Below are 13,616 nucleotides of genomic sequence, written 5' to 3'. Positions count from 1 at the left end.
CAGTTTTCAAGTTTACCAAAACAAGGATACTTATGGAAAAAAGTCTTGACTAGCAACTATGTTAAGTTTTGCGACTAAGGCAGTATTGCGAGTTTTTACAGTACATTCATATTAGTTAAGTTAAAGTAGAAATTGCTGACAGTAATTGAGTAAATGCGCCTAGCAAGTTAGAATAGTTATGGTGACAGCCTCTCCACTGTTCCTTACGAGGCTTTTATGGCAGCAAATCTCAAACAAATAGCCAAGTATCTAGATAATCTTGGTTGGGACTACCGTTTTGATGAAGAAGAAGACCGGATTATTACAGGTGTGGAAGCGGAAAACATCGAAGATTTTCTGATAGTTGTCCAACTGGACGAGGAAGGAAAATTTTTTCGGCTATTTGCACCCCAAGTTTTGGCAGAAGTAAAAGACCATCCCTACAAAGACGCTATCCTCCAGACGATGCTGGCTATTTCCTGGGAAACTAAAATGCTGCAATGGGAATATGATCCATCCGATGGTGAAATCCGCGCTATCATCGAATTTCCCCTGGAAGACTCCCTGCTCACCGAAAGACAATTTAACCGTTGTCTGAGCGGATTAATCCAAATCGTGGATACCGTTGCCCTGCCGCGGTTGCAAGAGGTGATGGAAACAGGAGAAGATCCGGGAAATCTGGACTTAGGAGAAAGATTATTATTGAGTATTCAAGAACAAGCTCCTGGATTATTAGAACTCCTGGAAAAAGCCATGGAAGCGCGGAAAAAGCGGGGTAGTTTGTCTGATGAATAAAGCGGATCACTACTGAAATCACTAAACTGCAAAGTGATAACCTGATTATATACTGAAATCTTGTAAGGCTGGATTTTTATGACATCCTATGCAACCTCCTCTGCTAAAGCAGAAATGAGTGAACTCCGGCGGTTAAAAAGCTTATTACCCCCAGAATTACAAAGTTGGGTAACAGTTGAAGGCACAACAGAGGTTAATCCATCCCTGATTCGTTGCGAAGAAATTGGCAAAGACCAAGTGGAAATTCAAATTGACTTGGTAAAATGGGATGCTCTGGCAATGGACCAGCGGAATTTGCTGTTTTGGCACGAAGTTGCTCGCGTGCAAAACGACACTATTCCCAAAGATGGTTGGGAAATGGCCGCACTAGCCATTGGTTTAGGTGGTGCTGTTGGTGAATTATGGGTACAAGATGGATTATTGCTAGTATTAGCTATGGCGCTCTGTGGCGTTTCTGGTTGGCGATTATATCAAAAAAATAATGGTGGTAAACAAGTTAAAGAATTGCTAGATGCTGACGAAAAAGCGATCGCTCTGGCAACCCGCTTTGGTTATAGTTTACCCAACGCCTATAAAAGTCTTGGTAGTGCCTTAAAAACCTTAGTGGAAAACACTCCTAGCAAAAATCAGCGTTCTCGATATGAAGCGAGACTTTCTGCTCTTAAACGCAGCGCCAACAAAGCCAAAGCTAAATCCCGGAATGAGGACTCTGGATTGTGAAATTTTGACAATTAGTGGGGTGGGACACACCCAACCCACAAAGATACAGTCAGAGTCAGGACTAAAAGCCTTGAACATCAGTAATATCTATCTATTAGACTTTTATATTCAGAAAAATTTCCGAGAAATTCATCTATTTAACAAAATATTAAAACTTTATCAAACCTTCTTATTTTGCTCATAAAAACTTTTTAAATTCGCGTCTTTGTTGAATATTTTATAAGTTTAGGAAGTCACAGGTCGCAAAAATAGCGAAATCTCCTTACTTACATCTGCAACTAATCAACCGCCGATTTTAACTTTTTAACAACTGTACTTTGGAAGACAATTATTTTTTTAAATAGCTCTAACTTAGTGTTAGAGGCTGGTTAAAGGAATTTTTTATCTTCTTCATAATGAGTTTTATTGCTCACATTGAGAAATTTTAAATTTAGACCTACTGAGTCTAAGTAGGAGATAGTTATTTCCAACTGTTTTGGCCAATATCCGTCAGGTTATCAATAAATTAGCAGGTTAATTAGTGATATTATTGCTGGCTGAAATTTTGCTAAAAATTGTGCATGAAGCAGAGGATATCCTTGAGTTAAGCTAATGCTATTGTTGACAAAGGTAAGTTTTTTCTGGCAACCCATTCTAGTCCTATAGATAATCGCCCAGAATTTGCATGAGCTGCAAAGTCCCGTAATTCAGGAAAACAGTCAATTTGGCAGTTAAAAAGGGCATTGTAATTGTTAAAACTGTCACAAAAGTAACAATGCAAATCACAAAAAGCAAAACAAATAAAAATCTGACGTATCCCGACGTTGAGATATTCCCCTTGAATTGCATAAAAAGACTTAAATCAGGTATCAGTAACATTAACTTTATTTTTAGTAATCAGATGATCATGAGAAATAACAAGTTGATTCACCTATTTACAACAGCAAAAATTTTGACAATTGCTGCTATTGTGAAGCTGGATTGGGAATATTTTCTCTAATCTTTAAAAATCTCCCAGCTTGTGCTTCATCATCCAGATTAAAAATCAGGTTAATTGTTTTTCCAGAAGAAAATTACGGTTAACAAATTAGATTATATATGGCAATTAAAGTCCAGAGTTTTATGAGTAGTCAAACCACACCAGTAGACTTTCCAGTTACTTACTTAGAAAGCGCAGTAATCTTGCAAGTTCCAGTGAGGTTAACTGTGCTTGAGGCCGTCAGTTTTAAGCAAACTTGCCAAAACTTAATTGCAGCGGATTTACCACCAGGGCAAATTATTATTGATTTCCAAAATACTACTTTTATGGATAGTAGTGGTTTAGGTTCTCTAGTCAGCAACTTTAAAAATTCTCAAGAAAAGGGAATCAAAGTAACACTGCGTCATGTTACACCCCAAGTCATGGCAGTTTTAAATCTGACAGGGCTAGATCAGGTGTTTCCCATTGAGTCTCTTCACAACCTCACACTAATAGCCACAGATAACTTTACAAACTCAGGAAAAAATACTTCTCGCAAAGTAGATCCACTTCCTCAAACTCATAATTCCGTGGCATCTTGGATGAAACGGCTGATTGATATTGTGGGATCATTAGTTGGTTTAGTAATTACATTTATTTTGTTTATTCCCATAGTAATCGCCATTCAAATTGACGATCCTGGTCCAATTTTCTTTAGGCAAACTCGTTGTGGTTGGATGGGTAAGCGGTTTGCAATTTGGAAATTTCGGTCTATGTGTGTAGATGCAGAAGCTAGAAAATCCCAAATCAAAAATCAAGTCGAAGGCGCTTTCTTTAAAAATGATAATGATCCCAGAATTACTAAAGTAGGTAACTTTTTACGCCGTACCAGTTTGGATGAACTACCTCAATTTTGGAACGTTCTCAAAGGGGAAATGAGTTTAGTCGGGACTCGACCACCCACACCTGATGAAGTAGAACGCTACGAAGTCCCCGAATGGCAACGTTTAGACGTTAAACCTGGTATGACTGGTGAATGGCAAGTTAACGGCCGCTCTAAAGTTCGGAGTTTTGAAGATGTGATTCGGTTAGATTTACAGTATCAGCAAAATTGGACTTTAGTTTACGATTTAAAGTTAATTTTCAAAACCATCACTATTTTGTTTAATAAAAACAGTGGGGCTGTTTAGCCACTGCTAAACGTCAGTATTCAGCTAATACCTGACGACTGACGACTGAATGCTTGCTACTAAACTAAATTCACCAGGTTAAAACATTCAATTTACCCAAGTTACAAATCGGCTTGGGTTTATTTTTATGAAAGGAACAGGGAAACTAAGCTATCTACCAGGGGTGAGGCTGAAAACCTGGCTTGGGGGCTAATTTTTCGCGTCTGTTCCCCATTCCCTATTCCCTTGGTTGATAAAGTGATCAACTGTAGAATATGTTACTATTCAGGAAAAACCTATTCACACAATTGCAGTTCAGCTATTTTGAGATATTTGTAAGCAAGTTGAATAAGTAGTGGCAACAGAAAAAACGCACATGAGGTTGAATGACTGAATCTTTCCCCCGAAATTTACCATTGACAATAAACCCTGTGAGCAGCCCTAAAACTGACACAGAAGCTACGAGTAAAAATTTAGCTTTAACTATTGCTGAGGCAGCTTTAGACCGCAAAGCAGTAGAAATTATCTTGCTCAATGTGGCAGAGATTTCTTCCCTCGCGGATTACTTTGTGATGATGACTGGTTATTCCAAGGTGCAAGTTAGGGCGATCGCTGACGCAATTCAAGGACAAGTTGAAATTGACTGGCAACGACGACCCATCAGAACAGAAGGCAAAGCCGAAGGAACTTGGGTACTACAAGATTATGGTGATGTCATCGTCCATATCATGATGCCAAGAGAACGGGAGTTTTATAATTTAGAAGCGTTCTGGGGACACGCGGAACGTATTTCCCTACCAAACGCCGAGAATGTTGGGAGTTAACCGATATGATGCGATCCTCCCTTGAGAATTGCCCAGTTCCTACAGAACAACAACCACTGAATGAGTACGAAGAATTAAAAAATGCCTGGCTATTTCGAGATAGTATCTTAAGCTGGGCTAACTTCACCAAGAAAATTTTTTGGATCTGGGCTTGGTCTTGGTTAGTAGCAGGACCTGTGGCAGCAGCCAGTTTTTCTCCCCAAAAGCAGATTTTTAATTTTCTCCTTTGTGGATCTGGTGCTGCTAGTGTAAGTATAGTGCTATTACTAGTCCGGTTATATTTAGGTTGGTTCTATGTGCGCGATCGCCTTTATAGTCCCACCGTATTCTACGAAGAATCTGGTTGGTACGACGGACACACTTGGACAAAACCCCAAGAAGTCATCAGTCGTGATCGGTTAATTGTTACCTACGAAATCAAACCCATCTTCCAACGCTTGCAAATTACCTTTGCCGCCTTGGCTCTTACGTATCTTATTGGTACTATAGTTTGGCATTTCTTGTAAATAGTCATTGGTCATTAGTCATTAGTAAAACAACCAACCACTGACAACTGACAACTGACAACTGTACGGGCGAAGCATTTGGAGAACTATTTTTGGCAATGATCGATAATTTATCTTCCAAATGCTTCGCCCCTACTGACCACTGACAACTGTACGGGCGAAGCATTTGGAGAACTATTTTTGGCAATGACCGATAATTTATCTTCCAAATGCTTCGCCCCTACTGACCACTGACCACTGACAATTCACAAAATAGATATAAACCCATGACAATGGGAAAACGAACTCAAGCCGCAGCACTAGAAGTCCGGTTGCTGCGTGAAGGCATTATCGAATCTCGGCATATAGTCCAGGCTGTAGTTAGTGATGACCGGGGACGGGTACTTTCCGTTGCTGGTAACGCTGAAACCGCCGCATTTGTCCGTTCTGCCCTCAAACCATTTCAAGCACTGGCTATCACCAGCACAGGCACATTAGAACGTTATGGTTTGAGCGATAAAGACTTAGCAATTATCACCAGTTCCCACAAAGGCAGTATGGAACAGGTGAGACAGGTATTTAACATCCTGTGGCGAGCAGATATTGACATCAATGCCCTGCACTGCCCAATTCCTCAAGGTAAGAGTAGTGCTTTAGAATATAACTGTTCTGGTAAACACGCCGGAATGTTAGCTGTTTGTCAGCAACGCCATTGGCCGTTAACTAACTATTTGGATCGTAAACACCCAGTCCAACAGTTAATTATCACCAAAGTAGCAGAATTGCTGCGAATGCCAGCAGCAGAATTTCTTACCGCCCATGATGACTGTGGCGCACCCACATATCTGATGCAACTCAGTCAAATGGCCTCTTTATATGCTGTATTAGCTTCTAGCAATAGCGTGGATATGGAGCGAATTGTCCGCGCCATGAATCATCATCCTACAATGGTGGCGGGTGTTGGAGAATTTGATACAGAATTGATGCGCTTAACTCCTGGTGAACTGGTGAGTAAATCTGGAGCGGAAGGGGTACAGTGCATTGGCCGACTTGGTGAAGGCATGGGATTAGCTATTAAAGTCATGGATGGCTCAACACGCGCTAAATATGCCGTAGCTATTCACATCCTCCAACAAATGGGTTGGATTAGTCCCAGTATTGCCCAAAGCCTCTCTGAAAAGTTTATGAACCTGGGGAAATACAAGCGTTTGGAAGTAATTGGAGAATTATCGCTTTTGTAGTTGACAAACTTTTGACTTCGCGCTATATTAAAGGAGTCGAGAGAAAAGCGACAAAAGCGACGCGGGATAGAGCAGCCTGGTAGCTCGTCGGGCTCATAACCCGAAGGTCAGTGGTTCAAATCCACTTCCCGCCACCAAATAAAAAATAAGTCCCTGTAATTTTTAAAGATTACGGGGACTTATTTTGCATCCCACATTCCGCACTTCAAAAAGTAGTATACAAAAACTACATTTACAACTAATTAGGGCTTGCTAAATAAAGCTAAAACCATTTATTAATAAGGGTTTCGCGGATTTTTATCACAAAAAAGTGCAAGGTTTTGGCTGATGGTGTCCCAAAATAGATGCATTTTTCTTTGTCAGATTTGGAAAATTGAGGATATCCAGATAATTGATATTTTTGAAAAATTCCAGCCAGAGAAATTTTATTTACCTCTGACATTTTTGTTGAGCTTTGACTGGATAACCGTTATAGGCTTAATTAAGTAACGGCAAGCCCCCTCAATCACACCAGTCGCAATGGGAAAACCCGCAGCCAAATAATCATCGTATTTGAGAAAAGCACCATGATTGAGTAGATAATTAGCACATTTATCCACCGGAGAACATTGTTCAATTTTTAGTTGATGTCAGGTAGCACTAGGACGCATACCAGAAGCCACCAAACTAGATTGACCTTTCAAAATGCGGAGCAAACTTAACCAATCCACCATTTCTTCAAATAGTTGGCGGAAGAGGAAATCAGGATATTATTAAGGATTAGTTAGAATTGAATAATGACGAAAAGTATCAACCATTTTGTGCTACCATTGTTTATATTTTGGAAAATTATTACTGCTAACTTTTAATAGTATTTTACTATAAACTCCATCTTAAAAGTAAAATTCTGGGTTTAGCAAAGAAATCTATAAAATTTTACAAAACAATGACTTTACAGAAGTTAGACAAAAAGGAAGTCATATTGTCATGCAAAAAGCAATAGAAGACTCTACTCTGACTGCTATCGTACCTAATCACTCATCTGTTAAATTGGGTACATTAATGTCAATTATTCGGCAATCTCAACTACCTCGTTCTTTATGTGAATAATAGTTTTATCATAATTTTATCGAAAATCTATCTCAAATCACTATGACACAAGAACCGATACAAGTAATTGGCGGTGGACTCGCAGGAACAGAAGCAGCATGGCAAATAGCCCAAGCCGGCGTGCCTGTAATTCTTCACGAGATGCGCCCTAAACGCTTCAGCCCTGCCCATCATACGGAAAATTTGGCTGAATTGGTCTGTAGCAACTCTTTCGGGGCTATGGCGAGCGATCGCGCCGCCGGTCTCTTACACGAAGAACTCCGCCAACTCGGTTCTATTGTCATCTCCAAAGCAGATGAACACGCAGTCCCTGCTGGTGGGGCTTTGGCGGTAGACAGAGGACAATTTGGCGAAGATTTGACCAAAACCTTAGCAAATCATCCTTTAATTGATTTCCGACGCGGTGAAGTTAAAGAAATTCCCCAAGGTATCGTTGTATTAGCTTCTGGACCTTTAACCAGTCCCGATTTAGCCGCAGATTTACAGCGATTTACGGGGATGGAATATCTCAACTTTTTTGATGCTGCGAGTCCAATTATTGTCGGAGATTCTATCAATAAAGATATTGCATTTATGGCTTCTCGTTATGATAAAGGTGAGGCAGCTTATCTAAATTGTCCGATGAATAAAGAGCAGTATTTACAATTTCGATCAGCACTTTGTCAAGCTGAACAAACGGAATTAAAAGACTTTGAAAAAGAAACAGCGAAATTTTTTGAAGCTTGTTTACCAATTGAAGAAATGGCCAGAAGAGGTGAAGATACCATGCGTTATGGACCTCTCAAACCAGTGGGTTTATCTGATCCTCGCAATGGAGAACGTAACTATGCGGTAATTCAATTACGACAAGAAGATAAAGCCGGTCAACTTTGGAATATGGTCGGATTTCAAACTAATTTGCGGTGGGGTGAACAAAAAAGAGTATTTCAAATGATACCTGGGTTGGAAAAAGCCGAGTTTGTCAGATTAGGAGTAATGCACCGCAATACTTTTTTAAATGCACCACAGTTAATGTCTGCAAGTTTGCAATTTAAAGAACGTCCAACTTTACTGGCTGCGGGACAATTAATAGGAACAGAAGGTTATACCGCAGCATCTGCGGGAGGTTGGTTAGCGGGAACAAATGCAGCTAGATTAGCTTTAGGAAAAGAACCCCTAATTTTACCTATTACAACCATGATGGGGGCATTATTTGAGTTTATCAGATCCGCTGCACCAAAACATTTTCAACCGATGGCTCCTAATTTTGGAATTGTGCCAGATTTGGGTGTGAAAATTAAGAGTAAACCGGAAAAATACGGACGTTACCGCGATCGCTCTTTAGCAGATTTAGCAACTTGGAAAATGGAAAATTCAGCCGTTTAAATTAATAGGAGGAAGTGTTTTAATCTTTCTCCTTCAACATCACTAAACCATGTATTCCCACTGCTGTAATCACACCTCCCAATAATCCCCAAGTAGCATCAGCAAAAACATTAATTCGATGGGCTAAAGCTCGATGATATGCAAATTGCAAAGTTCTTTCATTAGGCTTTTCCTCTTTTACCAATTTTTCTAAATAATTTTCAGCTTTTATTAGTGCGTCATAATCAGTACCAAAATAATAAAGGGATATCAATACTACCAATAAACCAGGGATGGCTAAAGTAAGTAATAAAATTCCTGGGCGTGTCTTCATAAAAACATTTAATATTTTTAGTTTATTATAAGTAGGTGAACGGAAAAAAAACCGTAGACGCGGAGCGGCTTCTCGAAGAGTAATATATCAGGAAAAGTAAAGTTGCCCAAAACCTCTTCCCTGTTCCCAGTTAAGAGTTCCCTGCCCTCACAGACAACTTATTCAGCAAGCCCTAAGTATCATCAAGGGGGTTTAAGGGGTATGGAGCTTATCCTGTCTTATTCCTAGCTTCATCGTCGCCCCGTTAGACGCAAACATGGATATTAAAACGATGGTGGATTTTGTAGATTTACTTAAAACATTCAATACCAATTATTGGCACAGAATCAAGGAAATCTTGCCAAAATTCTTGCCCAAATTCTTTTATTCCATCAGGTGAGACTATTGGTAATTGCCAGCGAACCTCTTTAAAACCGACACTCTGAAATGCCCATTCATGAGTGGGAATGCTGAGGTAATAGTTATCAAAGGTGAATTTATGATTATTAATAAATGTATATTTTATGGGTGTACCTTCGATTAGTGGTGAATCTATACTTTTAATAAATCCATATTTTTCAGTTTTCAGATATGATACAGGTGCTTGAGAGGGATTGCTATTAATAGTAACAAAACGACCACCAGGTTTAAGATTGGCAAATATACTTTTACACATTTTGAGTAATTCTTCTGAACTTCGGGCATAATTTAGGAGATAGGAAGCAACTACCAAATCAAAGCTGCCTATTTCACCGAGTTCAAGTACATCACCAAGAATATATTCAATATTTTGAAATTTTCTAGTTTCTTCTTCTCTTGCCAATTCAATCATTTTTTGGGAAATGTCTACCCCTACAACCTTTGCTGCACCTTGATCTTTAAACTTTCTGGTATAAAATCCTTCTCCACAAGCCAGATCCAGAATTGATTTTTCCGCCAAATTGCCAAGCATATTAAAATATGTATATGCTTCTATATGTAAACGCATCGGCAATTCTTTGGATTCTTTATACTCTTTGGCTATGGAGTCATAGTTACTAGTCATTTTTATATCCTGCTATTTAAAGAACTTGGGTCTTGAATTCAAAGTTAATCTATCAAATTCTCAAATGAGTTTTTTGACCCATAAAACTTGTTGATTTACTAAATCTCTACAATTTGGCTTTCTTTTCCGTTAAATTCAAGGTTAGAATGACAACATTAAATTGTGCTTGAAACTAGAAAAAATTGCTAAAACAACTAACTAACAACGTGTTTCCCGGTTCAGTTATCAAATTAGATAACGGCTTGACATTCATTCACCAAGAAATATCCACTACACCCGTAGTCGTAGCTGACGTTTGGGTGCGTGCGGGAGCTAACCTAGAACCAGAACCTTGGTTTGGAATGGCACATTTTCTAGAACACATGATTTTCAAAGGTACACCAAACTTGCTGCCTGGAGAATTTGATTATCATATTGAAAAAATTGGTGGTGTGAGTAATGCCGCTACCAGCCACGATTATGCCCATTATTCGATTACAACCGCTGCTAATTACCTAGAGCATACTCTACCACATTTGGGAGAATTACTCCTGAATGCAGCCATTCCTGACGATGAATTTATCAGAGAACGGGATGTGGTGCTAGAAGAAATCCGTTCTTACAATGATGATCCTGATTGGGTAGGTTTTCAATCTCTTGTTAAAAATATTTACCAAAACCATCCTTACGGACGTTCTGTGCTAGGAACTGAGCCAGAATTAATGCAGCATTCCCCCGAAGCTATGCGCTGTTTTTATCGCAGTTATTACCAACCAGAAAATATGACTGTGGTTGTGGTGGGGGGAATTGGTGAAAAAGCTGCGAGGGACTTGGTAAACCGGACATTTGTAGATTTTCCGCAACGTGATCATTGTCCCCAATTTACCAAAATTGCAGCACCGGTAATTTCAGGAATTCGTCGTCATGAGTTAATTTTACCTAGACTGGAACAAGCGCGGTTAATTATGGGTTGGAAAGTGCCAGGAGTAGAAGAATTTCGGGCTGTTCATGGTTTAGAATTATTATCAGCACTGTTAGGAGAAGGGAGAATTTCTCGATTAGTATCTGATTTGCGGGAAGAAAAGCAACTTGTTCAAGACTTATGCTGTGATTTTTCTCTCCAACAAGAATCAAGTTTATTTACAATTACGGCTTGGTTGGAATCAGAATATCTGGAACGAGTTGAAGAGTTGATTTGTGATCATTTACAAGAATTGCAAAATCAAGAAATTAGCACACCAGAAATAAATCGCATTCAGCGGTTTTTATGTAATGATTATGCCTTTTCTACAGAAACACCAGATCAGCTAACTAATTTTTATGGTTATTATCATACCATTGCTAACGCTGAATTAGCTGTTACCTATCCCCAAGAAATCCAGTCTTTCAATCCGCAAGAACTGCAAAAATTAGCTCAACAATATCTTTCCCCAGCTAATTATGCTGTGACAATTCTCAAACCTTGTTAATTATTAAGTAAAAAATGCAAACTATTAATAGTCGCTCTCTGATTCATCGCACCGTATTAAGTAATGGCATTGTTTTATTAGTATCAGAAAATCAAGCTGCTGATATTATTGCGGGACGGATTTTTATTCGCGCTGGTAGTTGTCATGAACAGCGAGAAAAAGCTGGTTTAGCGCATTTGTTATCAGCAGTAATGACAAAGGGATGTGATGGTTTATCGAGTTTAGAAATTGCCGAAAAAGTTGAATCTGTGGGAGCTGGTTTAGGTACAGATGCAGCTACAGATTATTTTTTGCTATCGTTGAAAACAGTAACTGCTGATTTTATTGATATTTTAACATTGGCTGGACAATTATTGCGATCGCCTACCTTTCCCGAAAACCAAATAGAATTAGAAAAGCGATTAGCAATCCAAGATATTCGTTCCCAAAAAGAGCAACCTTTTGGACTGGCTTTTGAACAACTGCGTCAGGTAATGTACCCAAATCATCCCTACTCTATGTCAGTTTTAGGTGATGAAACAACCATGAGCAGCATTACCCGTGATGACTTAGTAGAATATCATCAAACTCATTTCCGTCCTGATAATATTGTCATTAGCATTGCTGGACGCATTACACCAGCACAAGCAGAGAAATTAGTAAATAAGATCTTTGGTGATTGGCAAATACCAAATTCCACCAAACCTACTCTTAATTTACCACCAATTACTGGATCACCTAAATCTTGCCTGAAACCCTTAAATACACAACAATCAATTATCATGTTGGGTTATTTAGGACCATCAGTAACTAACCCAGAATATGCAGCCCTCAAGTTACTTGCTACCTATTTAGGGAATGGTCTTTCTAGTCGTTTATTTGTAGAATTGCGAGAAAAGCAAGGTTTAGCTTATGACGTATCTGCTATTTATTCGACTCGACTTTTTCCCGCTTCCTTCGTGGTTTATATTGGGACAGCACCGGAAAACACCAAAGTTGCTTTTAATGGACTTCGCCAAGAAGTAGAATTATTATCTACCACCGAACTGTCAGCAGAAGCATTACAAACTGCTAAAAACAAAATTATCGGTCAATATGCGTTGGGTAAACAAACTAATGGACATATTGCACAGATATATGGTTGGTATGAAATTTTGGGTTTAGGAATTGAATTTGATCAAAAGTTTCCCGAATTAATTAATAATGTCACTGCAACGGAGGCAATGACAACCGCTTGTAAATATTTACAAGCACCCTACTTATCTCTCGTTGGACCAGAAGAAGCCATTCAGACAGCTACTTTCTAAAACCTTAAATTGCGTAGGTTGGGTTGACGTATGTTACCCAACAAAATCAAGTCTTGGAAATATTCGATTATGTTTTATCTTCACACCAAAAAGATTAAAGGCAAACAAAGCGATCGCCACAGGGTAAGATCAGCATCGGAAAGTTATACAAAAATTCTATGAAATTTAGTTTGATAGCAAGTATTCCCAACTACATGAGCGCAAATTCTTGGTATTGCTTACTCTTGTTAACCACCACACCCGCGTTAATTAGTTCCTCTGCTTTTATATCAACAGCAGCAGCGATTAAAATTGCCCAAGTCAACACAGAAGTTAAAATTAATCGTCCTCCTCTAAACTTAGGTAGTCAGGGTGAACGAGTTACAGAACTTCAAGCCGCTTTGACGATTTTGGGTTTTTATTCAGGTGCTGTGGATGGTACATATCAACAAAGTACCATTATTGCCGTTGCCCAATTTCAGCAAGCTGCTGGCCTAAATCCCACTGGTAATGTAGATAATATCACTTGGCAAAAACTGTTTCCCAGCCCATCAAATATTATTACTTCCGCACCTAATGCTGCCAGTAGTTTTACGACTGTTCCTACCCAACCGACCAGATTCACAAAACCACTGACTACTAAACGCACCACCAATCAGCCTAATTCTAGTATTCAACCCACTCCTCTCAATCAACAAATGCCCGGTATTCAATATACTCCCCAAGGATGGCCAATTTTACATTTAGGCACAAGTGGACCGGAAGTAATTAAATTGCAAAAACAACTAAAAATCCTGGGTTTTTTAAATGGTAAAATAGATGGAGATTTCGGAAGATCCACAGAAGCCGCAGTCAAAGCTGCTCAAACTCGTTATGGTTTAAAACCTGATGGTGTTGTCGGTGGTGGTACATGGAAAGTGTTCTTGAACCGCACTTCCCAGTCACGTTAATCTTGTTCTCGT

Annotated in this window: 14 protein-coding genes, 1 tRNA gene and 1 pseudogene; 12 read left to right on the top strand and 4 right to left on the bottom strand. The window is 39.2% G+C overall.

Annotated features, from left to right (window positions below):
• Nucleotides 1-216: 216 nt before the first annotated feature.
• The 5 genes from FJR09_RS21275 (at nt 217) to FJR09_RS21255 (ending at nt 4,930) form a co-directional block, all read left to right on the top strand.
• The gene (locus FJR09_RS21275) at nt 217-774 is read left to right on the top strand and encodes a hypothetical protein (protein ID WP_015080644.1); all 558 of its coding nucleotides are present in this window, start codon (nt 217-219) and stop codon (nt 772-774) included.
• Nucleotides 775-852: 78 nt separating this feature from the next.
• Nucleotides 853-1,494, top strand: a complete 642-nt coding sequence (locus FJR09_RS21270; protein ID WP_015080643.1) for a DUF3318 domain-containing protein — start codon at nt 853-855, stop codon at nt 1,492-1,494.
• A 1,077-nt stretch (nt 1,495-2,571) separates the two neighbouring features.
• Nucleotides 2,572-3,621, top strand: a complete 1,050-nt coding sequence (locus FJR09_RS21265) for a sugar transferase (RefSeq protein ID WP_168650935.1) — start codon at nt 2,572-2,574, stop codon at nt 3,619-3,621.
• A 365-nt stretch (nt 3,622-3,986) separates the two neighbouring features.
• Nucleotides 3,987-4,424 (top strand): ribosome silencing factor, encoded by a 438-nt coding sequence (rsfS, locus tag FJR09_RS21260; RefSeq protein WP_015080640.1) that lies wholly within the window; start codon nt 3,987-3,989, stop codon nt 4,422-4,424.
• Nucleotides 4,425-4,429: 5 nt separating this feature from the next.
• Complete coding sequence (locus FJR09_RS21255; protein ID WP_168653381.1) at nt 4,430-4,930, top strand: CGLD27 family protein; 501 nt, start codon at nt 4,430-4,432, stop codon at nt 4,928-4,930.
• Nucleotides 4,931-4,934: 4 nt separating this feature from the next.
• Here the strand turns inward: FJR09_RS21255 and FJR09_RS21250 are convergent, their stop codons facing one another.
• Nucleotides 4,935-5,096 carry a hypothetical protein gene (locus tag FJR09_RS21250; RefSeq protein WP_254433175.1) on the bottom strand — a complete coding sequence of 54 codons (162 nt, stop codon included), beginning with the start codon at nt 5,094-5,096 and terminating at the stop codon, nt 4,935-4,937.
• 100 nt (nt 5,097-5,196) lie between these two features.
• Here FJR09_RS21250 and FJR09_RS21245 point away from each other — a divergent pair, with 100 nt between their 5' ends.
• Nucleotides 5,197-6,150, top strand: a complete 954-nt coding sequence (locus FJR09_RS21245) for an asparaginase (protein ID WP_015080638.1) — start codon at nt 5,197-5,199, stop codon at nt 6,148-6,150.
• 60 nt (nt 6,151-6,210) lie between these two features.
• Nucleotides 6,211-6,287 (top strand) — tRNA-Met (locus FJR09_RS21240).
• A gap of 339 nt (nt 6,288-6,626) precedes the next feature.
• Here FJR09_RS21240 and FJR09_RS21235 read toward each other — a convergent pair.
• A pseudogene (locus tag FJR09_RS21235) lies at nt 6,627-6,854 on the bottom strand (ISKra4 family transposase); the annotation flags it as partial.
• A gap of 199 nt (nt 6,855-7,053) precedes the next feature.
• On the opposite strand from FJR09_RS21235, the gene FJR09_RS21230 reads away from it, so the two are divergent.
• Together FJR09_RS21230 and trmFO are read left to right on the top strand one after the other, a co-directional pair.
• Complete coding sequence (locus FJR09_RS21230) at nt 7,054-7,239, top strand: type II toxin-antitoxin system HicA family toxin (protein WP_083881465.1); 186 nt, start codon at nt 7,054-7,056, stop codon at nt 7,237-7,239.
• 42 nt (nt 7,240-7,281) lie between these two features.
• Nucleotides 7,282-8,604, top strand: coding sequence for an FADH(2)-oxidizing methylenetetrahydrofolate--tRNA-(uracil(54)-C(5))-methyltransferase TrmFO (gene trmFO / locus FJR09_RS21225; RefSeq protein WP_015080636.1), 1,323 nt, complete (start codon nt 7,282-7,284; stop codon nt 8,602-8,604).
• 19 nt (nt 8,605-8,623) lie between these two features.
• Here the strand turns inward: trmFO and FJR09_RS21220 are convergent, their stop codons facing one another.
• Together FJR09_RS21220 and FJR09_RS21215 are read right to left on the bottom strand one after the other, a co-directional pair.
• Nucleotides 8,624-8,917 carry a hypothetical protein gene (locus tag FJR09_RS21220; protein WP_168653380.1) on the bottom strand — a complete coding sequence of 98 codons (294 nt, stop codon included), beginning with the start codon at nt 8,915-8,917 and terminating at the stop codon, nt 8,624-8,626.
• A gap of 289 nt (nt 8,918-9,206) precedes the next feature.
• Entirely contained in the window at nt 9,207-9,941 is a 735-nt protein-coding gene (locus FJR09_RS21215; RefSeq protein WP_168633692.1) for a class I SAM-dependent methyltransferase, read from the bottom strand.
• A 206-nt stretch (nt 9,942-10,147) separates the two neighbouring features.
• On the opposite strand from FJR09_RS21215, the gene FJR09_RS21210 reads away from it, so the two are divergent.
• From FJR09_RS21210 to FJR09_RS21200, 3 genes are all read left to right on the top strand, one after another.
• Nucleotides 10,148-11,389, top strand: a complete 1,242-nt coding sequence (locus FJR09_RS21210; RefSeq protein WP_168650941.1) for a pitrilysin family protein — start codon at nt 10,148-10,150, stop codon at nt 11,387-11,389.
• A 14-nt stretch (nt 11,390-11,403) separates the two neighbouring features.
• On the top strand, nt 11,404-12,675 hold the full coding sequence (locus FJR09_RS21205) for a pitrilysin family protein (RefSeq protein WP_168633302.1): 1,272 nt from the start codon (nt 11,404-11,406) through the stop codon (nt 12,673-12,675).
• Nucleotides 12,676-12,833: 158 nt separating this feature from the next.
• Complete coding sequence (locus FJR09_RS21200; RefSeq protein WP_168653379.1) at nt 12,834-13,604, top strand: peptidoglycan-binding protein; 771 nt, start codon at nt 12,834-12,836, stop codon at nt 13,602-13,604.
• Nucleotides 13,605-13,616 lie beyond the last annotated feature (12 nt).

Source organism: Dolichospermum sp. UHCC 0406 (genome assembly GCF_009712025.1).
Taxonomy (GTDB): domain Bacteria; phylum Cyanobacteriota; class Cyanobacteriia; order Cyanobacteriales; family Nostocaceae; genus Dolichospermum; species Dolichospermum lemmermannii.
Note: the sequence above shows the minus strand (reverse complement) of the source record. Positions and strands in the feature narration are given on the sequence as shown.

Excerpts from the sequence above, each read along its gene's own strand:
- FJR09_RS21270 (WP_015080643.1), top strand. The coding sequence starts at position 853 with ATGACATCCTATGCAACCTCCTCTGCTAAAGCAGAAATGAGTGAACTC.
- FJR09_RS21200 (WP_168653379.1), top strand. The coding sequence starts at position 12,834 with ATGAAATTTAGTTTGATAGCAAGTATTCCCAACTACATGAGCGCAAAT.
- trmFO (WP_015080636.1), top strand. The coding sequence starts at position 7,282 with ATGACACAAGAACCGATACAAGTAATTGGCGGTGGACTCGCAGGAACA.
- FJR09_RS21205 (WP_168633302.1), top strand. The coding sequence starts at position 11,404 with ATGCAAACTATTAATAGTCGCTCTCTGATTCATCGCACCGTATTAAGT.
- FJR09_RS21250 (WP_254433175.1), bottom strand. The coding sequence starts at position 5,096 with ATGCTTCGCCCGTACAGTTGTCAGTGGTCAGTAGGGGCGAAGCATTTG.
- FJR09_RS21265 (WP_168650935.1), top strand. The coding sequence starts at position 2,572 with ATGGCAATTAAAGTCCAGAGTTTTATGAGTAGTCAAACCACACCAGTA.
- FJR09_RS21220 (WP_168653380.1), bottom strand. The coding sequence starts at position 8,917 with ATGAAGACACGCCCAGGAATTTTATTACTTACTTTAGCCATCCCTGGT.
- FJR09_RS21245 (WP_015080638.1), top strand. The coding sequence starts at position 5,197 with ATGACAATGGGAAAACGAACTCAAGCCGCAGCACTAGAAGTCCGGTTG.
- FJR09_RS21215 (WP_168633692.1), bottom strand. The coding sequence starts at position 9,941 with ATGACTAGTAACTATGACTCCATAGCCAAAGAGTATAAAGAATCCAAA.
- FJR09_RS21275 (WP_015080644.1), top strand. The coding sequence starts at position 217 with ATGGCAGCAAATCTCAAACAAATAGCCAAGTATCTAGATAATCTTGGT.
- rsfS (WP_015080640.1), top strand. The coding sequence starts at position 3,987 with ATGACTGAATCTTTCCCCCGAAATTTACCATTGACAATAAACCCTGTG.
- FJR09_RS21255 (WP_168653381.1), top strand. The coding sequence starts at position 4,430 with ATGATGCGATCCTCCCTTGAGAATTGCCCAGTTCCTACAGAACAACAA.